The sequence below is a fragment of the Thalassospira sp. MIT121401 genome, from assembly GCF_047125595.1.
GTDB lineage: Bacteria > Pseudomonadota > Alphaproteobacteria > Rhodospirillales > Thalassospiraceae > Thalassospira > Thalassospira povalilytica.
This window is the reverse complement of the sequence record NZ_CP138926.1, coordinates 351,657-372,522: the sequence shown is the minus strand read 5'-3', so window position 1 is coordinate 372,522 and position 20,866 is coordinate 351,657. Positions and strand designations below refer to the sequence as shown.

The window sequence follows — 20,866 nt, the reverse complement described above, 5'->3', positions numbered from 1 at the left end:
ATGAAAAAATTTTGTGATCAGTTGCCCTTTTGCGGCCAGATGCGATCGAACTTGAACAGCTCGGGATCAAGGGTGACACCTTCTTCGGTGTTGAAAAGGGTCACTGTGGTTTCAATCCCGGTCGGATCTGTGACGATCCACTGGCGCAACTGCATCGGTTTTTCACCAAAGACCAGCGTGACACTGCCCGCGCCCGGATCGGATTTGCGCACCATTTCAACGCGGATGGTTTCCGCCGTGCGGCGATAATCGACGATTTTGACCTTGTCGGTCAGCGAAATGTCCTTGGCCAGGATGATGCCGGCCGGGGTTTCGTCGATATCGAAATAGGTCGGGGCGTTGATTTCCTTATCATAATAGATGAAATCATGCCCGGTCGAGACCAGAAGGATCTGGGCCGGCGGGTTATATTCGAACCGCATCTTGCCCGGACGTTCCATGAAAAGTTCGCCCTCGGCTGCACCGCCATCCGATGAAATCTGCACAAAGTCGGCCTTGAGCGTGGTGATATTGGCAAGATAGTTTTCAATCTTGCTGATCATTTCCGGGCTGATCTGCGACGATGATGACTGGGCGTGGGCTGCCTGGGGCAGAAACGCCATGCTGCTTACCGCACCAAGACCGATGGCAGTGGCCAGAATGCCCGCGGCAATCGCCGAACGGGATTTCTTGCCAGCATGTTTCAAGGATGCCTTCGTATTTTTGCGGGTAAACGTCATGTGCTTGCCTGGTCGTCAAAACAAATAATTGATCGCGATTGCGGAAGTTGAATGGCGGATGATAAAAATCCTGCCAAATGTAATCGCAACATCTTACATATCGCATCATTTGGCCGGGAAGGCCAGCCGGGTCAAGCAATGCCCGCAAATGATCACAATTGGCCGTTTTGGGCCACAATTGTCGACTTGCAGGTCAGGGCAGACCGCCCCGGTGAACAGGAGAACGCGTTTAATGAGCCGTATCGTCGCCATCCAGATGGATCCGATTGAATCAATTGATATCAAGGGGGATTCCACCTTTGTCATGGGCCTCGAAGCCCAGGCGCGCGGATATGAACTTCTGCATTATCATCCGGACGACATGTTCTATGACCGCGGTCATATCAAGGCGGAAGTCCGCCCGATGACTCTGCGCTATGAACAGGGCAATCATTATGATCTGGGTGCACCCAAAATCATTGATCTGGCAAAGGAGACCGATGTGATCCTGATGCGTCAGGACCCGCCCTTTGACATGAATTACATCACGGCCACCCACCTTCTGGAAGCCGTCCATCCGGAAACATTTGTTGTCAATCATCCGGGCCATGTCCGCAATGCGCCCGAAAAGATCTTTGTCACCGAATTCCCCGATCTGATGCCCCCGACCCTGATCACCCGGTCGGCAGCCCGCATTCGCGATTTCCGCGAAGAATACAAGGACATCATCGTCAAGCCGCTGTTTGGCAATGGCGGGGCCGGTGTTTTCCATCTCAAGCCCGGGGACGAAAACATCAATTCCCTGCTTGAACTGTTTGCGGCCCAGTCGCGCGAACCATTGATGGTGCAGGCCTATTTGCCTGACGTGCGCAAAGGGGACAAACGCATCATTCTGGTCGATGGCAAACCGGTGGGTGCGATCAACCGCGTTCCGGCCGAAGGTGAAGCACGTTCGAACATGCATGTTGGCGGTGTGGCCGAAAAATCGATGCTGACCGAACGTGAACTGGAAATCTGTGAACGCATCGGGCCGGAGCTTAAAAAGCGCGATCTGATCTTTGTCGGGATCGATGTGATCGGCGATTATATGACCGAAATCAACGTCACCTCGCCCACCGGCCTTCAGGAAGTGAACCGTTTTGACGGGTCGAAACTTGAAAGCCTGATCTGGGATGCGATCGAAACCCGGCTTTCCTGATCGGGATCATCGGGTGATGACAAAATGACAAAAGGGCAAGTGATCAGGGTCGCTTGCCCTTTTTTGTGCCGATTGATTTGCTGAACTGCCGGTACGGGGAACCAAAACCCGCACCAGACGTATCAAGGACATATCATTTCCACAGCAGGAACATCGCCCGCATGACCGATCGCAAGGCCAAGATAATCAAAGGCAACGACCTGTTCGGGCCGTTTTTGTTTGCCCGCGGCGGGGATGACCGGGTTTCAAGGTTGGCTGCGCTTGTGGTTGCGCCCGAGGGGATGGAAATTCCCGAATTACGCCCGATGGGGGCCGCGGCAGTATCACCGGTCGAACTTGCAACCCTGTTTGGCCGGACATATTGGCGGTTTGATTTTGATCTGCCGGCGAAACCCGATGCCTGTTATCATTTCGATGCTGAAACATTCACGGTGTTCAGTGATTTCAGTTCGGACATACGGATCGGCTTTGTGTCCTGTAATGGTCAGGAAGAAGGCGATCTTGACCGGCCGCTTGAAGACCGCAATGCGTTATGGACCGATCTTGGCCGTGAACATCAAAACCGGCCCTTTGCGCTGTTGTTGCATGGCGGGGATCAGATTTACGCCGATGGTGTCTGGGAATGCCATCCCGACATCGTGCGATGGACCAAGGCGCGCCGCCGCACCAAACAGTCGAGCGCATTTTCCGAGGACATGCGCGATGCGGTTCTGAAATTCTATCTTGATCATTATCTGGCGATATACGGACAGCCACAGATCAGCCACATGCTGGCGCGTGTGCCGTCACTTATGATGTGGGATGACCACGATATTTTTGATGGCTGGGGCAGTCACAAGAAATGGTTCCAGGGATCGGAAGTGGCGCGCGGTATGTTTGCCTGCGCGCGTGCGGCCTTCTGTTTGATGCAGCTTGCGGCAAGTCCCGATGGCAGTGACAAGACCCTGCCCGACATGGTTCTTGACCGTGGGGGCAAAAGTCTTGCCTGGAAGGTCGAATATCCCGGTATCAGCCTTGTCGCGCCGGATCTGCGATCCGAGCGCACCCCGAATGATATTATGGGCGATCATGGCTGGCGTGATCTTCCCGGGGCACTTGAAACGGTATCAAAGGGCAATCGCATTCTTCTGATGTCGAGCGTGCCGGTGATCGGTCCGCGCCTGTCACTGGTGGAGATGTTTTTGCATATGCTGCCGCGGGCGCAAAAATACGAAGACGACCTGCGTGACCAATGGCAAAGCCGCTGGCACCGCCGCGAATGGTGCCGGTTCCTTGAATTGCTTGAACGGATTGCCAATGACCACGATCACGACATCACGATCCTGTCAGGCGAAATTCATGTCGCCACGCGCGGCACCTTTGAAACACAGGGAAAAACCATCCATCAGCTGGTGGCATCGGGGATCTCGCATACCGCACCGCCGGTGGCCTTTGCCCGTTGTCTTGGGTTGCTGGCCTGGATTGGCGACAACCCGCTTCCGGATCGCCCGACCAAGCTAAAACCGCTGCCCGGGCGTATTGGGACCTATTGTGCGGCGCGAAATTACCTTACACTGGACCGCAAAGGACAAAACTGGGATGCGAACTGGCATCTTGAAGGGATCGGCTGGACAGCGGATTTGACGATATAGGGCGTTGCAGAGTGAAAAACGCCTGAAACCGGCAAGGGGCTTTGGACCATGATGCAACTTTACTATTCGCCAACATCACCTTTTTCACGCAAGGTACGGGTCGTTTTGCGCGAACTCGGTCTGGAAAAGCAGGTCAGTGAAATCCTGATTGATCCCTGGACCGATGCGGCCTTGCGCGAACATAACCCGCTGGCAAAGGTCCCGACCCTGATCCTTGAAGACGGGATGGCGGTTTTTGAATCAGCTGTGATTTGTGACTATCTCGACCAGTTGGCCCGATCGACCGGACAATCGGATGGCGTTATTCCCCAGGACGGGATTGATCGCCTTAATGCCCTGAAATGGCAAGGTTTGGCCGATGGTATGATGACGGCAACCGGCCGGCTGTTTGCCGATTCAAAGCGCGCAGAAACTGATCGTTCCGATTTCGTAATGGACCGGCAGGCAACCGCGGTTCAAAGTGCGATTGATGCCATCCTTGAAGGATTGCCGCAATTGCGGACCGAGGAACCCAATCTTGGGACCTGGTCGGTTCTGGTCGGGCTTTATTATATCGATTTCCGCTGGCCGGACCGGCGATTTGATATTCCGGTGCGGGTACGCGACTGGATGGCGATCATGTCCGAACGTGAATCCCTGACCGAAACTGTCTTCCACCTGCCCCACGACAATGATCAAAAGTCGATTGCCTGATATCCGGGCATGGGGTAATGCCATCGCAAACTGCACGTGCTTGCCCGAAATTGCGTTATAGTGCGGTATTGTCGCATTTCTAGAAAAAAGAGTTCCGATGCCCGAACCGAAAATCACCAAAGCCATGCGCGAACGCGCCTGGGCCCGTGCCGCCAAGATTGATGGTGAAGATGCAAGTGTGGTGCGCAAACACGAAGCCAGCGGCATCACCATGAAAAAGGAAAGCTTTGGCAAGTTTCGCAATTTCGGCTGGACCGTGGTTGATGAAGAAGCCGTTCCGTGCCGCAAGGAATTCCTTCCGCCGCGCGAAGCAACCGATAAAGACGAAGATTGATTGACTGACTGACTGAACGCGGCCCGCAAGGTCGGGCTTGGGCAGATGTGATCGGTTGTGATCTGCCTTGATTTGACAATTGATCGGCCAGACGGCGCAATGGGTGCGATACCTTTGCGCCTTTTTCTTTTTCGAGCTGGCAGAACTGAATGTCACATGATGCGATGCGTCCGGCCACAGGACCCGAGATCGATTTTGTCGATCTGCGCGATATCGATCCGGCCATGATCATTACGCATATGTCTGATCGGCGTCTGCGCGTGCATATGCCGTTACTGTCCGGCCCTTGGGACCGGGCGGCCTATGACCGGTTTATCATGATCAAAACCCGATATTGGGCCCGTGACGGGCTCGGCCACTGGGCAATTTTGTGTGATGGTGTCTATGTGGGCTGGGGCGGATTCCAGAAGGAAGGAAATGACTGGGATTTCGGGCTGGTATTGAAGGCCGACTGTTTTGGCCTGGGCATGGCAATCACCCGAAAGGCACTGGAATTTGCGCGCGCGGATCCGCGTATTCCCCGGGTTACCTTCCTGTTGCCGCCGACCCGGACCAGACTTGGCGCGTTAAAACGCATCGGGGCAGTGTTTGACGGCCCGGTTATGCATGACGGCGGCCAGTTTTTGCGATATCGGCTTGAGACCGGTGCAAATGATGCGCCTATTTTTCCGGGTCCTGCGACAGGCTGATCAGATCGGCCAGAAGTTGTCGGGCATTGGAGTCGGCGACCAGACTTTCGAGCTGATTTTGTGTTTCCTTCCAGATTGGAAAGGCACGCGCCAAAAGCGCCATGCCATCCCTGGTCAGGCTGAGCAAACGGCCGCGCTTGTCCTTGGGATCCGGGGTAATTTCCACAAGCCCGCGCCGTTCCAGCGGTTTGAGATTGGCGGTAAGTGTGGTGCGATCCATCGCCAGAAGATCGGCGACATCCTTCATATGCGGTGGCGAAGGACGGTTGAGCGACATCAGCAATGAATATTGCCCGCTGGTCAGATCAAGCGGACGAAATGCATCATCAAATCGCCGGGCAATTGTTCTGGCCGCCCGCCTGACATGCAGGCAAAGACACGAGTCCCGTACCATAAGGGTATTGGCAAACGGAACCGTCTGATCGTTATGGTTGAATTCTTTTTTTGACATGAATTAATTATGTTGATATCAACGTATTTGTCAAACGGGAAAAGCATAAAACGCTGATCTGTTTCCCGGTTTTCAGCAGCCAGTCGTGACCATTGAATATCTATGGTTTGTGTTGCAACCGATCGACCGACCGAGCGAGCATCCGACCGTGTTTATGACCCCGCCCGACGATAGGCCGGGGCACTGTGCATCATCAAAGGATCCGTCTGATGACCAATCCGCGATCTGACGACCACAAGGCCATTCTGGATCTTCTTGACCGCTGGATCACATTTGCCAGCAACAAGGATGTCGATGCCGTGATGGCACTTTATAGCGACGATATCTGTTCCTTTGACGCGATCGGGCCGCTGCAAGTGCGTGGTCATGCGCAATATCGCACCCATTGGCATCGCTGCATGCCCGAAAGGGGCACGGTCTTTTTCCAGCCGCTTGACCCTTCCATCCGGGTGTCAGGTGATCTTGCGGTGGTGCATTTCCTGATTCGGTGCGGGTTGCGCCACGATGATGGCAGTGAACAGGCCAGCTGGATGCGCGCGACAAAGCAACTTGAAAAACAGGGCGGGCACTGGCGCATCGTGCATGAACATTTCTCGGTACCGTTTGACTATGAAAATTGTGCTGCCCAGTTCGATCTGGCGCCATAAGCCAGGATATCTGCGTCATCCACCCCTTTGATTTAAGGATCACCGCGATGAAATTGATCACGTATCTGAACTTTGACGGCAATTGCCGTCCGGCATTCGAATTTTATCAGACCATTCTGGGCGGCGAACTGATCATGATGGCCTATGGCGATACGCCGATGGCCGGTGACATGCCCGAACATAACGACAAGATCGCCCATGCCTGCCTGATCGGCGATGGCTGGCAGGTGATGGGATCTGATTGTCCGCCCGACTATTTCAACAAAATGCAGGGCATGACAGCATCCCTCCACTTTGATACCGCCGCACAGGCAAAAGCCATCTTTGACCGTTTATCCGTTGATGGTGTGGTTACCATGCCGTTTGACAAAACCTTCTGGTCACCCGGCTATGGCATGTTTGTCGACAAGTTCGGAACGCCGTGGATGATCAATACCGAAATGTCGTCGGACGACATGGCAAGCTGTGCGTGATGGTGGTCCTAATTCCCTGTTGATAAACGATTTGTTGCCCTGATCCCCATTTCCCGTCAAAGTATTGCAACTTGGGGTTATGGGGATCAGCCAACATGACAGCACGGGTCACGACAGTCGCCTTTGCCGGGATTGAAACCATCCCAGTTGACGTTCAGGTGCAAATGGCAAGTGGCCTTCCGGCTTTTACCGTGGTTGGCCTGCCTGATAAGGCGGTGTCCGAGGCCCGCGAACGGGTGCGTTCGGCACTTTCTGCCATGGGGCTTGCCCTGCCGCCCAAGCGGATCACGATTAATCTCGCGCCGGCTGATTTGCTTAAGGAAGGATCGCATTTCGATCTGCCGATCGCACTTGGTCTTTTGGCCGAAATGGATGTGATCGGGCATGAAGATATCGCGCAGTTTCTGGTACTTGGCGAACTTGGCCTTGATGGCGGGATCACCGCGGTTGGCGGGGTTCTGCCCGCAGCGATGGAGGCCGCGACACGTGATTGCGGGATCATTTGCCCGCATGACAACGGGGCCGAGGCCCTTTGGGCCGGTGATCTGGAAATTCTGGCGCCCAAAACACTGATTAGCCTGATCAATCATTTCAAGGGCACCCAGATCCTTGCCCGTCCGACCCGGCGCGATGACGGGGAAATCAACGAATTTCATGGTGATCTGCGCGATATTAAGGGACAGGAAAGTGCCAAGCGCGCGCTTGAGATCGCAGCAGCCGGCGGCCATAACCTTTTGATGTCGGGGCCACCCGGATCGGGAAAGTCGATGCTGGCGGCCCGGTTGCCGGGTATCCTGCCCGATCTTGATGCCAGACAGGCGCTTGAAACCACTGTCATCCATTCGGTCTCGGGGATGTTGCCGGCTGGCGGGCTTATCCGCAGCCGTCCCTACAGAACCCCGCACCATTCAGCATCGATGCCGGCCCTTGTGGGTGGCGGGCATCGTGTACGGCCGGGCGAAATTTCACTGGCCCATAACGGTGTGCTGTTTCTAGATGAATTGCCGGAATTTCAACGCAATGTGCTTGATGCCCTGCGTCAGCCGCTTGAAACCGGGCAGGTTTCGGTCGCACGTGCCAATGCACATGTGACCTATCCGGCACGGGTGCAGCTGGTGGCGGCGATGAACCCATGCCGTTGTGGCTATCTGGGGGATAATGATCTGGCCTGTAGCCGTGCACCAAGATGTGGCGAGGATTATCAGGCAAGACTGTCAGGACCGCTTCTTGATCGCTTTGATATTCAGATCGAAGTCCCGGCGGTCAAGCCCGAAGAACTTGATCTGCCAGCCAGCGGGGAAACAAGTGCGGTGATTCGTGACCGGGTGCTCAGGGCGCGCGAAGTACAAATGTTGCGATATAAAAACGAACCGATATCAACCAATGCAGTGGCCGATGGCGACGTTTTGCAACAGGCGGCATCGCTTGATGAGGACGGGCGTGGTCTGCTTCAGGATGCCGCCCGTCAGATGAAGCTTTCGGCCCGCGGATATCACCGTATCCTGCGCGTTGCGCGCACGATTGCCGATCTTGCCGATAGCAAAGCCGTGAAACGCCCCCATATTGCCGAGGCCCTGAACTATCGGCAGATGGTTTATCGCCGTTAGTTCAGGGCCCTGGTCGGTATTCTGGTGGCAATGATCAAACCATCGCCACTTAATCATGGTCAGTAAGTCGCGCGGTTACGGCGCAGCTGATCAATGATTTCGGCTTTGTTCGGGTCGGCGTGAAAGGCATCGGCGACAATCATCACGCCTTTGGTGCCGTCCTTGGCCTCGATCATGAAAATCGTCGCATCATCGCCGGGATCAGTACCGTGGTCGGTGCTGCTGGAATGTACCAGGCGCAGCTCATCCGCATTATACAGGTGACCCGTACCGTCACTGCGCACGCCACCGTCTTCACACATGAAGTGATGGGTAAAACCATGTTCTTTTGCATTTGCCTGAAGATCTGCGAGGGTCATTGGAATCTCCGTGATCGAAATTTTCCTGATATCGACAGAACGTCATACCCCACAGGAATGTTCCGGACCGGAATCACCAACCCTTATTTCAGGATTGATTGCGGCGCAAATGATCGACCAGATCCGCCTTGTCCGGATCGGTGTGAAAGCTGTCAGGCACGATCAGCATACCGCGCAGACCGTCCTTGGCCTCGATCATGTAAAGGGTGGCATCATCGCCCGGGTCGGTACCGTTATCGACACTTCGGAAATCGACAATGGTCAGATCATCGGCATGGTATCTGACTTCCTGGCCGTCGCAGATCACATGGTTGTCACGGGCACTGAAAATATGGGTAAAGCCGCGTTCGCGGGCCATATCCTGCAATTCGATCAAGTTCATGATATTGCTCCGATCAAGTGCTGACTGGAATAGAAATAGTCTAGCAGAAATCGTTGGCAATGTGATTGCGCAAGCTCAATTCAACACATGAATTCCCAGGCCAGGGATCAATCCAGGGTCATTTTCATGCCTTCGTGACTGGCGACAAAGCCAAGCCGTTCGTAGAAACGATGGGCATCCTTGCGGGTCTTGTCCGTGGTGAATTGCACAAGATGCGCGCCAAGTGATTTCGAAATCGAAATGGATTGTTCGATCAGCTTTTCACCGATCTTCTGTCCGCGCACCTTGCTTGATACCCGAACACCCTCGATCTGGGCACGCAACTGGCCGCGGCGCGACAGCCCGGCAATCAGGGTCAATTGCAAACAGCCGACAACATCATCGCCAGACATCGCCAAAAGATACTTGTTCGGAAGTGCCTTTGTTGACTGGGATTCCATGGCATCAAAGGCGGCATAATAGGCATCGGGCAGCGGATCGGTGAATTCTTCACGGGTTTTGCCTTTTTCATCATCGGCCAAAAGGGCGACAATGGCGGGCAGATCCGCACGATTGGCATAGCGGAAAGTAATGTCTGATTGGGCGGTCATGGCATTCCCCGATGGTGACTGGCGATGTGATCCTGGCGGGACTTTAAAGACCGAGCGTCCAGGTTTGTCCAATCAAATCATGGCCAAAGCTGTGATGGGGTTCTTCGGCGACCATGACAAATCCGGCCTTCTCATAGATCTTGCGCGCCGCATGCAGATTGCCATTGGTCCAAAGCGTGATCTGGGCGTAACCGGCCCGTCTGGCAAAGGAAATGCAGTGATCAACCAGATGTTTGCCGATGCCAAGACCACGTGCGTCGGGTTCGACAAACAGGACACGCAATTTGGCGACCGTATCGCTTTCGCCAACCAGCATGACGGCGCCAACCGGCCTGCCGTCATGTTCGGCAATCCAGCATCCTTCTTTGCGGGGGTCATGATGGGCCAGGAATTTGGCGGCGATTTCTGCTACCAGCCCTTCAAACGTGCTGTCCCATTGATATTCGGCGGTATAAAGCGCCCCGTGACGTTGCACGATCCAGCCAAGATCACCCGGGCGGTGGTCACGAATCAGGACCGGCTTGTTACGGTCCGCGGCCTTGATGTCATCATCGGATCCCAAAAGCGACTGGATGGTTTTCATCGCAGCGATCAGCTGGTCACGCTGGCTGTCTGAAAGCGGCGTCATCAGCGATGCAATGTCATCGCGCGAGGCCGCCTGAAGCCCGGCATAGATTTCCTGACCCTGTTTGGTCAATTCCGCGACCCGCACCCGGCGATCCTTGCTGTCGGTTGAAAGCGTGATCAGACCGGCCTTTTTAAAGCGCGTCAGTATCCGGCTGAGATAGGCCGGATCAAGCGCCAGTGTGGTTGCAAGCTTGCCAACCACCTGCGCACCACCGGCATGAAGTTCAAACAGCACCCTGGCCTCGGTCAGGGAAAAGGCGCTTTTATGCAGCCCTTCGCTCAGCAGTCCGACCTGTCGGGTATAGAACCGGTTGAATGCCCGTATCTCGTCAATCTGTCTGACATCCATATCCCGTGCTCCTGCCATCTGTGCTCATATTTGACTTTGTCCAATAAATAATGGACTAAGTCAAATATATTGATATGGAAACGGCGTGCGAGGTTGCCATCACACGCCGAAACTGGCAGCTGGATCAGTGACTGGATCACGGGGCCAGACGATCGGGGGACCAGAAAGCCGTCAGATCAGGCCAGGCCGCCATTGGCGCGGATGGTTTGACCATCCACCCAGCCGGAGTCGGTCCCGGCCAGGAAGGACACCACACCGGCGATATCTTCGGGCTGACCCAAACGTTCAAGCGGCGGCATTTTGGAAAACTGGGCGATCTGTTCGTCGGTTTTGCCATTCAGGAACAGTTCGGTTGCAACCGGACCCGGTGCGACCGCATTGACGGTGATGTGACGGCCGCGCAGTTCCTTGGCATAAACGGCCGTCATGGCCTCGACCGCGGCCTTGGTGGCGTTATAGACCGCATAACCCGGCAATTTCAGATGCAGGGCGGTGGTCGAAAAATTGATCACCCGGCCATGATCGCGCAGATGCTTTGCCCCTTCGCGCAGCATGTTGAAGGTGCCACGCACATTGATATCCATCATCGCGTCATAGGTGGCATCATCCATTTCGGCGATCGGCTGGGTCGTCATGACACCGGCATTGTTGACGATGACATCCACCCCGCCAAATTCGGAAATGGTTTTGTCAAACAAGGCGGTGACCGCATCGGGCCGCGAAATATCGGCCCGGATTGCAATTGCCTTATGCCCGTCGGCCTTAAGGCTTTCGGCCAGTTCTTCGGCCGGTTGGGCCGAACTTGCATAATTGATGACAACGGCGAAACCGTCCGCAGCAAGCCGTTTGGCAAGGGCAACGCCGATCCCGCGCGACGCGCCGGTGATGATTGCGGTTCTGTTTTCAGTGGCAGACATCGAAAGTCTCCTTGGTTAACTGTGATGCCCGCACTATGCCTTGGATGACTTTTCGGATAATTGCCCTATATTCGAATTGACTGTTCGAAAATTATTAACAATAAGGGGTATGGATGGACCGGTTCGAAGACATGCGCAACTTTGTCCGCGTGGTAGAACGCAAAAGCTTTACCAAGGCGGCCGGTGATCTTTTGATCCCGCGCGCAACCATGTCCAATTCCATTCAGCGTCTTGAAGACCGGCTGGGCACCCGGTTGCTTGAACGTACCACGCGGACGGTCAAACCGACCCGCGATGGCGAAGCCTATTATCAGCGCTGTGTGCGGATTCTGGCCGATCTTGAAGATGCCGATACCAGCTTTACCAATCCCGATCCCAAGGGGCTTTTGCGGGTCAATCTTCAGGGGACGCTGGCGCGTACCTTTGTCATTCCGGCCATTTCGGGCTTTCGGGAACGCTATCGGGGGATTGATCTGGTGATTGCCGATGGTGATCGGTATGTCGATCTGATCCACGAAGGATATGACTGCGTTTTGCGCAGTGGCGATCTGGCCAGTTCATCCATGATCGCGCGGCGACTGGCGCTTTTGCATGAAGTAACGATCGCAAGCCCCGATTATCTGGTGCGTTTCGGGACACCGCGCACCATAGATGATTTGCAAAGCCAGAGTCATGAAATGGTCAGTTTCCTGTCTGGCGCGGATGACAAACCGATCCCGCTTGATTTCGTGGTGGATGGCAAAGTGCGTGAAATCACCCTGCCCGCAAGCATTTCAGTCACCGGGGCGGACAGCTATGCGGCCTGTGCCAGTGCCGGGCTTGGCCTGATTCAGGTGCCGCGCTATCGGGTGGCGGATGATTTGCGGGCGGGTCGGCTGGTGGAAGTTTTGCCCGATTTCCCACCCGATCCGATGCCGGTTTCAGTACTTTATCCGCAAAACCGCCAGCTTTCGACACGTGTACGGGTTTTTGTCGACTGGCTGGCGGATCTGTTTGCCAAAACCGATCTTTGAAAGCGGCAGTCAGGACGACGTGCTGGAAGCACCGCAAATGTTTTTGATCCGGTTTCGCAATGAAACCATATGGGCCTGCCAGTAATGGGTCATCATTGGTTTGAACCGGTTGTCATTGAGCCCGTTGCGGCCTGGATGCCCAGCCGAAAGGCGTTCAAGCCCAATATGTTCAAGGGTAATGCGGCATTGCTGGCCAGCCGGGGCAAAACCGATATCGACAATCGTCACCGGCTCGTTCCTGTCGGCCATCGGCCAGCGCCATTCGAACCGTAACCGTTTGCCAGGCTCGAAACTGATGACTTTGCCTGCTTCAACCACGAAATCCGGGCGGCGCTTGTCTGCTTCCTGAAGGACAATCGTCCCGTTCTTTTCGGCAAACTGCATGATGCCCGGCCGATTGCCAATCAGCCGGTTGCGCGGTCCCTGTTTCCACCAGTGATCAATATCTTTGGTAAAAACGTCAAAGGCCGTTTGGGGATCACAGTCAACGCGAAGGGCGACAAAGGTCTTGGCCGACATTGAAATTCCTGTCTGAACGGGGGCCTTGCGGGCGGAAACCCTTCTTTTCAGAATTTGCGTCCGCCGACAAGAAAAACCACCGATTGCGACGCGCCCAAAGGGGGCGAAGTGACCGAAATGCTGCGATCCATGCCGCGCAAAGGCGTACGAGATACAGATCCCGTATAGCTGTTTGATGGGCTGCGCGTTCCCGCGTGGGTGGCTTAGTAACCGGTTTCCCGGTTGACCAGCCCGCGCGGAGTTTCACCACGATTGATCCGGTCGATATTTTCCGCGATTTGTTCGACGGATTCCTCAATCCGGGTTTCTGCGGCAATATGCGGGGTGATGCGGATTTTCGGATGGTCCCAGAACGGGTGGCTTTCGGGCAGCGGTTCGGTCACCGCCACATCAAGAAACGCCCCGCGCAGATGTCCGGTATCAAGCGCACGCAGCAGGTCGGCCTCATTGATCATGGCCCCGCGTGCGGCATTGATGATCGCAGCCCCCTTGGGCAAAAAGGACAACGTCGTGCTGTTAAGGACATTTTCCGTTTCAGTCGTGCGCGGCAGCAGACAAATCAGAATGTCGGACTGCCCCAGAAACTCACCCAGCGTTTCCTTGCCGGCAAAGGTGGTAATGCCGTCAATCGCCTTCATCGAGCGGCTCCAGCCCGATACGCCAAATCCAAGTGAGGAAAGCGCGGTGGCAACTGCTGCGCCCAGTGCGCCAAGACCCATCACCCCGATCCGGCATTTGGAAATGCGGGCAACCGGGTGCTGGGTCCAGTCGGCCTTGGCCTGCTGGTCGCTGTAAATGTCGAAATCACGCATGAAATGCAGGGCGGCATAAAGGTGATATTGCACCATCTGATCCGCCATCCCGGCATCTTCAAGACGAATGACCGGCAGATCGGCCGGAAGACTTGGCGAAGACACCACATGGTCAACCCCGGCACCGAGCGAGAAAATGGCCTTAAGATTGGAAAGCGTCTTGATCAGTCCCTGTGGCTGTTTCCAGAACAGGGCATAATCAATCGTTTCTGGATCGTAATTTTCGTCGCCGGTGACGATCTTGGCACCGGGAAGCCGCGCGACCATTGCCTCTTTCCAAGCGGCGTCTTCGCCGGCGGCGGAAATAAGGATATTGGGGGCATTGTTGGCGGCTGACATGGTGTTCTCCTGATTTTCCGGTGCCCGATACCTGGGGGACGAACGGGTCTGGTGGCGGGATATGCAAAGGTTTCAGTATGTAAAACGCGCCAGATCGCAAAGCGTTCCTTTGCAAAGTCTGACGCGTCTATTGATGGCAGCTATTGCCATCTCCGGTCAATCAATTGGCGTGTGATTGACCGGGCATTTATTTGGGCATTTGCCGGTCGTGACCGGGTGCATTTCCGGTATCAGGGCATCTGGCCTGTCCGTTTGCCGAACCCGTGTGAACAGATTGGCAGGTGTTTGATCACCCGTTTCGGGATCGACCGGTTCGGTTTAGTGGGCGAAAATCATCGCCGGATCACGAAACGTCTTGAATTCAAGACCATTGCCAGCCGGATCTTCGACAAAGAACGTGCCCTGTTCACCCGGTTCACCCTTAAAGCGGATTTTCGGTTCGAGAAGGAACGGCACATTGGCGGCTTTAAGGCGATCGGCAAGGTCATGCCAGATATCCCATTCCAGAACCGCACCGAAATGCGGGATCGGAACCGCATCACCATCGACAGTGCCAGCACCCTTGTTCTGACCGGCTTCGGGGCGGACATGGGCAGACAGCTGATGACCAAAGAAATCAAAATCAATCCATGCCTCGGTCGAACGTCCTTCGGCACAGCCAAGAATGTCGATGTAAAAGGCGCGGGTATCGGCAATCGATTTGATCGGGAAGGCCAGATGGAACGGGGGCAGTGACATGGGAATCTCCTAGATAATCTAATGCTTTGTTGTTAGAAACAGTTTAAATCAGCATAATATTGCGGTCAAAATCAGAAGTTCTGCCCTTATCATAAGGAAATCTATTGATATGGCGCTGCGCCCGACCACCCCGCCGCTCAATGCGCTCCGCGCGTTTGAGGCCGCCGCCCGCCTGGGCAGTTTTGCCCGTGCCGCAAACGAACTTTCGGTCACACCGGGCGCGATCAGCCAACAGGTCGCCAATCTGGAAGCCAGCCTGGGCATGGTGCTGTTTGATCGCAATGGCCCGAAACTGGCTTTGCGCGAAGCCGGACGGGCCTATTTGCCCAGTTTGCGCCGTGCCCTGGACGAGATCGAGGCCGCCACCCTTGATCTGGTCACCCACGGAGTTGGTGAACGCCGTCTGGTGATCGGGGCATTGCATACGCTGGCCAGCTCCTGGCTGATTCCAAGATTGAAACGATTTCAAAACGAACACCCTGATATCCGCCCGGTGATCGAGACATTGGCGCTTAATTTCGCGACCCCGGAACGCAGTCCCGATCTTGCAACACGCCAGATGGATGTCGGGCTTTATTTTGGTGACGGGGCTTGGAAAGACGCGCGTGCCGATAAACTTTTTGATGAAATTCAGGTGGTTGTCGCCAAACCCGGAACCATCGCATCCGATCCGTCAGATGATTTGACAACCCTGATTTCGGGTCAGACCCGCCTGATCCACACCACCCGGCCCAAGGCCTGGCATGATTGGGGACAGGCGCATGGGGTGACCATATCGGGGGCCCCCGGACCGGGGTTCGAGCATTTCTTCATGCTGATCGAGGCCGCAAAGGCCGGGATGGGTATTGCCCTTTTGCCGCGCGTTCTGATCGAAGGGCCGCTTGCCGACGGGACGCTTGAGATCGTCTGTGATGCAACCTTGCAAAATCCCGGCGCCTATTACCTGATCACACCGCAAAACCGGATCGACGCCCCCGAAGTTGGTGCATTTCGCGACTGGCTGCTGCGCGAAGTCGCGGACAATACTCCAGTCTGATCTGGCGAAAATTCCCGGTTTCTGGGGATTTTTGACGGCTTACGCGCCTTGCCTGCGGCGATAGATGCTGTGAAGCAGATGGTCTTTCTTGGGGCCGGTGATTTTTATTTTTGTTTCGAAATGATCATCGTTCTGCCAGATCATGCAGTGATGATAGAAATCCTCGCCGCACGGATGAATGTCACGTGCGCACAACCCATCCGTCGCATCCTCGCCAAAGTGCAGCATCACATAGCGATTGCCAAAACTTAAGGGATCCCGAAACAGAAGCTCGATCGCGGCCGGGTCCTCGTGCAACACAAAGTCGTATTCGCGGTAGCCGTCAAACCGTTTGCCATCGGTGCGGGTCAGAAACCCCTCTTCGCGATAGCGCAGGACGTTTGGTTTATCGGGATCGGCGGCGTGAAATGTCACCTTGCCCGTAAACTGTCCGGCATCACCCAGATCGCGCACCAGTGACCAGTTCCCGGCCAGGGCAGCAAAGATATCGGATGCATTGGGCGTGGCTGTATTCATCGGCATTCGGATTGATTTTGATCGGGATAAAAAAGGCAGGGTCGCGATACGGTCACCCTGCCTTTTATGTTGCGTGTCAGTATATTGCGTATCGGAGGGGCTTATGCCTTTGGCAACATCAGGCCAAGCTTGGTGCCGCCAATGATATGGACATGGAGATGCGGTACGTCCTGGCGACCATGGTCGCGGGTATTGGCGATCAGGCGGTAGCCGTCTTCGAGCACACCGGCTTCCTTGGCGATTTTGCCGATCGCGCGGGTATAGGCAACGATTTCAGCATCCGACGCATTCAGGGCAAAATCGTCATAGGATGTATAGGCGCCCTTGGGGATGACCAGAATATGGGTCGGGGCCTGTGGGGCGATATCGTTGAAGGCCAGCACATGGTCGTCTTCATAGACCTTGGTGCACGGGATTTCGCCGCGCAGGATTTTGGCAAAGATGTTTTCCGGATCGTAAGGCTGAACGGCCATCTTGGGGCTCCTGATCGATATAATCTGACGATGGCTGCCATATTGGACAGGCTTGGCGTCAGGTGCAATTTCGATTTTTGAATTTCTGCCGGTTTTGCATCTTTGTCATTCCGGGCTGAAATCGACAATCCTGCCCGGACCATGAAGCCCAAAGTATGATCACAAAGCACGATGCCCGTCCCAACCTTCGCGGCCACAGGCCTTGTTCGGGCGTTGCGGGGTGGAATGCGGGGATCAGGGCAATATGTTTTACGGCAAGGACAAAGGATTAATCAGCCTTGCGCGATGCCTTTTCTGCAATGCCTGAAATGCCCTGACGCTCGGCCAGAATTTGCCAGACATCTTCGGGTTTTACCCCCTGATCGGCCCAAAGAACCGTCAGGTGATAAAGAAGATCGGCACTTTCCGATGCGACCTTATCGGGGGTTTCGGCCAAAGCTGCAATCACGGTTTCAACGCCTTCTTCGCCGACTTTCTGGGCGATTTTGGCTGTGCCCTTGGCAAACAGCTTTGCGGTATAGCTGGTTTGCGGGTCGGCACCCTTGCGGGCGGCGACAGTGGCGTAAAGTGCATCCAGGATGTGTTGATCAGCCATAACTTACTCCTCACGCACCGGGATGCCAGCGGCCTTCATGTGGTCTTTGACCTCGCGAATGCGATAGGTGCCGAAATGGAAGATCGACGCGGCCAGAACGGCTGATGCGTGACCCTCGGTCACGCCTTCGACCATATGGTCAAGGGTACCCACCCCGCCTGATGCAATCACCGGAACATGGACGGAATCCGCAATCGTGCGGGTCAGCGGGATGTTAAAGCCCGACTTGGTGCCATCGCGATCCATCGAAGTGACAAGAAGCTCACCCGCACCATATTCGGTCATTTGTTTTGCAAACGAAACGGCATCGATGCCGGTCGGTTCGCGGCCACCATGGGTAAAGATTTCAAACTTGTCCGGGCCGGTCGATTTGGCGTCGATGGAAACCACGATGCATTGCGATCCGAACTTGCGCGCGGCTTCGCGCACGAAATCGGGGTTTTTCACCGCGGCAGTATTGATCGAAACCTTGTCGGCACCGGCCAGCAACAGCTTGCGGATATCTTCAAGCGATCGCACACCGCCGCCAACCGTAACCGGCATAAAGCAGGCCTCGGCCGTGCGGGCAACCACGTCAAAGATGGTGTCGCGGTTATCAGATGATGCGGTGATGTCCAAAAAGCACAGTTCGTCCGCGCCCTCGGCATCGTAAATCCGCGCCTGTTCGACCGGATCACCGGCATCAATCAGATCAACGAAATTGACCCCTTTGACAACACGTCCGTCCTTGACGTCAAGACAGGGAATGACACGGGTTTTTAACATGGTCGGTTTCCTGTTTTGCTCGATTACGCAAGGGCTGCGATGGCTTCGGCCAGGTCAATACGCCCGTCATAAAGCGCGCGGCCCGAAATCGCACCGTCAATGCCGGCACTCGTATGCTTTTTCACCGCAATCAGATCATCAAGCGACGATACCCCGCCCGACACGATCACCGGGGTCGAGATTTCAGACGCCAGTGCGACGGTGGACTCGATGTTCGGTCCACCCATCGCGCCATCGCGGTCAATATCGGTAAAGATGATGGCGGCAACCCCGCAATCCTCGAACTTTTTGGCAAGTTCAAGGGCGGTAACTTCCGACGTTTCTGCCCAGCCTTCAACCGCGACATAGCCATCACGGGCATCAATGCCAACCGCAACCCGACCCGGCCATTTCGCGCAGGCTTCCTTGACAAAATCCGGATTGCGAAGGGCTACGGTGCCAAGGATCACGCGTGTGATGCCCTTGTTAAGCCAGTAATCAACGGTTTCCATGGTGCGGATGCCGCCACCAAGCTGGGTCTGGGCTTTGCCGTCAACAGCCGCCAGGATCGAATCAACCGCCGCACCGTTAACCGGTTCGCCGGCAAAGGCCCCGTTCAGATCAACAATATGGACCCAGTGACAGCCCGCCTGAACAAATTCACCGGCCTGTGCGCCGGGGTCATTGTTGAATACCGTGGCCTTGTCCATGTCGCCGCGCAAAAGGCGCACACATGCGCCGTCTTTAAGGTCGATTGCGGGATAAAGATTCACTGATCAGAGTCCTGTAATTTCTTGGTGTAATAGTAACCTTCGACCATTTTGCCGTCGATCATCGCATAATAGGGATTGATGCCCCAACGGACATAGCCAAGCCCGTTATAAAGCGCGATGGCGGCCTTCTGGGTTTCGCGAAGGTCCAGTTTCAAAACGTTATAGCCCGCCTGACGGGCGAAATATTCAATCGAACGCACGATCGCCTTGCCATTGCCGCGCCCGCGGGCCCAAGGGGCCACGAAATGACCAGTGATCTGGGCGGAATGGCGCTGGGCTTCAAGGTTGGCTGGTGTTTCAATCAGCTGTGCCGCACCGGAAATCACGCCATCAACGCGCGACACAAACAGATGCCGTCCAGGCATCAGCAACACGCCACGCCAGTATTTTTCCATATCCGGGCGATCGGGCGGCGTCAGCCAGCCAAATCCGCCACCCTCGACAATCGCCTGGGTGCAGGCATCGACGATGTCGGAAAGCTCGCCTGCTGAAAGCTCAGTCACGCATTCGGCAACAACGCCGGGCTGAATGGTATCGGATGGTGCGATCATGGCTTCCATCCCAGGAAGTTACCAATGATGGTAAGCCCCGTTTTCTGGCTTTTTTCCGGGTGGAACTGGGTGCCGATCATATTGTCACGCCCGATCATCGCCGTCAGTTCCCCGCCATAGGAGACCGATGCCAGTCGCTGATCCGGATTGGCTACATGCATGTGATAGCTATGCACGAAATAGGCGTGATCCCCGTCCGAAATACCGCGAAGGACCGGATGGGATTTGCCAGCGGGATCAAGCACCAGCTCGTTCCAGCCCATATGCGGGATTTTCAGGGTCGGGTCGCTGGGTTCGATCGCAACCACCTCGCCCGCGATCCAGTCAAGGCCGGGGGTATCGGCAAATTCACGGCCAACCGATGACATCAGCTGCATGCCGACACAGATGCCAAAGAACGGCTTGCCGCCCTTGATCACCTGTTCGTTCAGAACATCAACCATGCCGGTCACGGCATCAAGTCCGGCCCGGCAATCGGCATAGGCACCAACACCCGGAAGTACGATATGGCTGGCGTTGCGGACCTTTTCCGGGTCATCGGTGACAATGATCGCATCGGAAAAGCCGGTTTCGCGGGCGGCACGCTCGAACGCCTTGGCAGCAGAGCGCAGATTGCCTGAACCGTAATCAATAATCGCAACACTCATGGGTAGGATGGGCTCCCGGTTGAGGGGGTTGATATGGTGGTTTGCTGCATCTGTGGGACGCGCAGTTTCGATATGGTCAAACGCTCAAAACAGCGATGTTCGGCATCGCTTTGGGTTTTACCAGCAACGATATCGGTCATTTTCCAGCCCTGTGCCGCCAGTTTGCGCCGGCGCAGATCATTGGCAATCAGGCCAAAGCCGATCCCGGTAACAAGCGCCAGGGCGAAATCCATTTCCGGCCCGCCATCAAAGAACATGACCGCAAGACTGCACAGAATGGAAACAACGACCAGACCAAAGAATCCCAGCCACAGCCGATGATACAACGCCCAAAGACCTGACAGCAGAAAGGCCCAGAAATTGAACCCTTCGCGGATCAGGATGGCGTTTTCCATCGGTTCGGCATCGCCGGGATGGATATGTACTGTGTAAACCTTCATCGAAAACCGATTTTCTGGTCCCGGT

At 55.4% G+C, this 20,866-nt stretch carries 28 protein-coding genes; 10 read left to right on the top strand and 18 right to left on the bottom strand.

Annotated elements, in window-relative coordinates:
* Positions 1–17 precede the first annotated feature (17 nt).
* Positions 18–719: a LolA family protein gene (locus SIB88_RS01740; RefSeq protein ID WP_101246704.1), complete on the bottom strand. Its 702-nt coding sequence runs from the start codon at positions 717–719 to the stop codon at positions 18–20.
* Between the two features lie 232 nt (positions 720–951).
* Here SIB88_RS01740 and gshB point away from each other — a divergent pair, with 232 nt between their 5' ends.
* From gshB to SIB88_RS01715, 5 genes are all read left to right on the top strand, one after another.
* Positions 952–1,896, top strand: a complete 945-nt coding sequence (gene gshB / locus SIB88_RS01735) for a glutathione synthase (RefSeq protein ID WP_101246705.1) — start codon at positions 952–954, stop codon at positions 1,894–1,896.
* A 161-nt stretch (positions 1,897–2,057) separates the two neighbouring features.
* Positions 2,058–3,527, top strand: a complete 1,470-nt coding sequence (locus SIB88_RS01730) for an alkaline phosphatase D family protein (RefSeq protein WP_412559168.1) — start codon at positions 2,058–2,060, stop codon at positions 3,525–3,527.
* A 48-nt stretch (positions 3,528–3,575) separates the two neighbouring features.
* Entirely contained in the window at positions 3,576–4,220 is a 645-nt protein-coding gene (locus SIB88_RS01725; protein WP_101246707.1) for a glutathione S-transferase, read from the top strand.
* A gap of 97 nt (positions 4,221–4,317) precedes the next feature.
* Positions 4,318–4,554, top strand: coding sequence for a hypothetical protein (locus tag SIB88_RS01720; RefSeq protein WP_101246708.1), 237 nt, complete (start codon positions 4,318–4,320; stop codon positions 4,552–4,554).
* Between the two features lie 149 nt (positions 4,555–4,703).
* Positions 4,704–5,243, top strand: a complete 540-nt coding sequence (locus SIB88_RS01715) for a GNAT family N-acetyltransferase (protein WP_286885571.1) — start codon at positions 4,704–4,706, stop codon at positions 5,241–5,243.
* Here SIB88_RS01715 and SIB88_RS01710 read toward each other — a convergent pair.
* A complete protein-coding gene (locus SIB88_RS01710) occupies positions 5,215–5,694 on the bottom strand; it encodes a MarR family winged helix-turn-helix transcriptional regulator (protein WP_286885568.1) in 480 nt (159 codons plus the stop codon). The two genes, SIB88_RS01715 and SIB88_RS01710, sit on opposite strands and share 29 nt — an antisense overlap.
* A gap of 209 nt (positions 5,695–5,903) precedes the next feature.
* Here SIB88_RS01710 and SIB88_RS01705 point away from each other — a divergent pair, with 209 nt between their 5' ends.
* The 3 genes from SIB88_RS01705 (at position 5,904) to SIB88_RS01695 (ending at position 8,421) form a co-directional block, all read left to right on the top strand.
* A complete protein-coding gene (locus SIB88_RS01705; RefSeq protein ID WP_286885565.1) occupies positions 5,904–6,341 on the top strand; it encodes a YybH family protein in 438 nt (145 codons plus the stop codon).
* Between the two features lie 47 nt (positions 6,342–6,388).
* A complete protein-coding gene (locus SIB88_RS01700) occupies positions 6,389–6,814 on the top strand; it encodes a VOC family protein (protein WP_101246711.1) in 426 nt (141 codons plus the stop codon).
* Between the two features lie 95 nt (positions 6,815–6,909).
* Positions 6,910–8,421 (top strand): YifB family Mg chelatase-like AAA ATPase, encoded by a 1,512-nt coding sequence (locus tag SIB88_RS01695; protein ID WP_412559167.1) that lies wholly within the window; start codon positions 6,910–6,912, stop codon positions 8,419–8,421.
* 59 nt (positions 8,422–8,480) lie between these two features.
* On the opposite strand, the gene SIB88_RS01690 is transcribed toward SIB88_RS01695, so the two are convergent.
* The 5 genes from SIB88_RS01690 to SIB88_RS01670 all read right to left on the bottom strand — a co-directional run bounded on the left by SIB88_RS01690 (position 8,481) and on the right by SIB88_RS01670 (position 11,645).
* Positions 8,481–8,780: a phosphoribosylpyrophosphate synthetase gene (locus tag SIB88_RS01690; RefSeq protein ID WP_101246713.1), complete on the bottom strand. Its 300-nt coding sequence runs from the start codon at positions 8,778–8,780 to the stop codon at positions 8,481–8,483.
* An 88-nt stretch (positions 8,781–8,868) separates the two neighbouring features.
* Positions 8,869–9,162: a phosphoribosylpyrophosphate synthetase gene (locus SIB88_RS01685; protein WP_101246714.1), complete on the bottom strand. Its 294-nt coding sequence runs from the start codon at positions 9,160–9,162 to the stop codon at positions 8,869–8,871.
* A gap of 107 nt (positions 9,163–9,269) precedes the next feature.
* Positions 9,270–9,752: a GNAT family N-acetyltransferase gene (locus tag SIB88_RS01680; RefSeq protein WP_412559166.1), complete on the bottom strand. Its 483-nt coding sequence runs from the start codon at positions 9,750–9,752 to the stop codon at positions 9,270–9,272.
* A gap of 43 nt (positions 9,753–9,795) precedes the next feature.
* Positions 9,796–10,728 (bottom strand): GNAT family N-acetyltransferase, encoded by a 933-nt coding sequence (locus SIB88_RS01675; RefSeq protein WP_412559165.1) that lies wholly within the window; start codon positions 10,726–10,728, stop codon positions 9,796–9,798.
* A 176-nt stretch (positions 10,729–10,904) separates the two neighbouring features.
* The gene (locus tag SIB88_RS01670) at positions 10,905–11,645 is read right to left on the bottom strand and encodes an SDR family oxidoreductase (RefSeq protein WP_412559164.1); all 741 of its coding nucleotides are present in this window, start codon (positions 11,643–11,645) and stop codon (positions 10,905–10,907) included.
* 113 nt (positions 11,646–11,758) lie between these two features.
* Between SIB88_RS01670 and SIB88_RS01665 the strand changes: the two genes are divergently transcribed.
* Positions 11,759–12,658 carry a LysR family transcriptional regulator gene (locus SIB88_RS01665; RefSeq protein WP_412559163.1) on the top strand — a complete coding sequence of 300 codons (900 nt, stop codon included), beginning with the start codon at positions 11,759–11,761 and terminating at the stop codon, positions 12,656–12,658.
* Between the two features lie 9 nt (positions 12,659–12,667).
* Here SIB88_RS01665 and SIB88_RS01660 read toward each other — a convergent pair whose 3' ends face one another.
* The 3 genes from SIB88_RS01660 to SIB88_RS01650 form a co-directional block, all read right to left on the bottom strand.
* The gene (locus SIB88_RS01660) at positions 12,668–13,177 is read right to left on the bottom strand and encodes an SRPBCC domain-containing protein (RefSeq protein ID WP_412559162.1); all 510 of its coding nucleotides are present in this window, start codon (positions 13,175–13,177) and stop codon (positions 12,668–12,670) included.
* Positions 13,178–13,380: 203 nt separating this feature from the next.
* A complete protein-coding gene (locus tag SIB88_RS01655; protein ID WP_286885547.1) occupies positions 13,381–14,328 on the bottom strand; it encodes a 2-hydroxyacid dehydrogenase in 948 nt (315 codons plus the stop codon).
* A 318-nt stretch (positions 14,329–14,646) separates the two neighbouring features.
* Complete coding sequence (locus SIB88_RS01650; RefSeq protein WP_101246720.1) at positions 14,647–15,066, bottom strand: VOC family protein; 420 nt, start codon at positions 15,064–15,066, stop codon at positions 14,647–14,649.
* A 109-nt stretch (positions 15,067–15,175) separates the two neighbouring features.
* Between SIB88_RS01650 and SIB88_RS01645 the strand changes: the two genes are divergently transcribed.
* Positions 15,176–16,102 carry a LysR substrate-binding domain-containing protein gene (locus SIB88_RS01645; protein WP_412559161.1) on the top strand — a complete coding sequence of 309 codons (927 nt, stop codon included), beginning with the start codon at positions 15,176–15,178 and terminating at the stop codon, positions 16,100–16,102.
* Positions 16,103–16,141: 39 nt separating this feature from the next.
* Here the strand turns inward: SIB88_RS01645 and SIB88_RS01640 are convergent, their stop codons facing one another.
* From SIB88_RS01640 to SIB88_RS01605, 8 genes are all read right to left on the bottom strand, one after another.
* Complete coding sequence (locus tag SIB88_RS01640; RefSeq protein ID WP_412559160.1) at positions 16,142–16,618, bottom strand: DUF6314 family protein; 477 nt, start codon at positions 16,616–16,618, stop codon at positions 16,142–16,144.
* A gap of 101 nt (positions 16,619–16,719) precedes the next feature.
* Positions 16,720–17,091, bottom strand: a complete 372-nt coding sequence (locus SIB88_RS01635; protein WP_101246722.1) for a histidine triad nucleotide-binding protein — start codon at positions 17,089–17,091, stop codon at positions 16,720–16,722.
* Positions 17,092–17,359: 268 nt separating this feature from the next.
* Entirely contained in the window at positions 17,360–17,686 is a 327-nt protein-coding gene (locus tag SIB88_RS01630; RefSeq protein ID WP_289078596.1) for a phosphoribosyl-ATP diphosphatase, read from the bottom strand.
* 3 nt (positions 17,687–17,689) lie between these two features.
* Positions 17,690–18,451, bottom strand: a complete 762-nt coding sequence (hisF, locus tag SIB88_RS01625; RefSeq protein ID WP_250281091.1) for an imidazole glycerol phosphate synthase subunit HisF — start codon at positions 18,449–18,451, stop codon at positions 17,690–17,692.
* A 23-nt stretch (positions 18,452–18,474) separates the two neighbouring features.
* The gene (hisA, locus tag SIB88_RS01620) at positions 18,475–19,203 is read right to left on the bottom strand and encodes a 1-(5-phosphoribosyl)-5-[(5-phosphoribosylamino)methylideneamino]imidazole-4-carboxamide isomerase (protein WP_114112145.1); all 729 of its coding nucleotides are present in this window, start codon (positions 19,201–19,203) and stop codon (positions 18,475–18,477) included.
* On the bottom strand, positions 19,200–19,754 hold the full coding sequence (locus tag SIB88_RS01615) for a GNAT family N-acetyltransferase (protein WP_228194908.1): 555 nt from the start codon (positions 19,752–19,754) through the stop codon (positions 19,200–19,202). Before SIB88_RS01615 ends, hisA begins: the two co-directional genes overlap by 4 nt.
* Positions 19,751–20,401 carry an imidazole glycerol phosphate synthase subunit HisH gene (hisH, locus tag SIB88_RS01610; RefSeq protein WP_101246727.1) on the bottom strand — a complete coding sequence of 217 codons (651 nt, stop codon included), beginning with the start codon at positions 20,399–20,401 and terminating at the stop codon, positions 19,751–19,753. The genes SIB88_RS01615 and hisH overlap by 4 nt, the downstream gene beginning before the upstream one ends.
* A complete protein-coding gene (locus SIB88_RS01605; protein ID WP_101246728.1) occupies positions 20,398–20,841 on the bottom strand; it encodes a DUF2628 domain-containing protein in 444 nt (147 codons plus the stop codon). Before SIB88_RS01605 ends, hisH begins: the two co-directional genes overlap by 4 nt.
* Between the last annotated feature and the right edge of the window lie 25 nt (positions 20,842–20,866).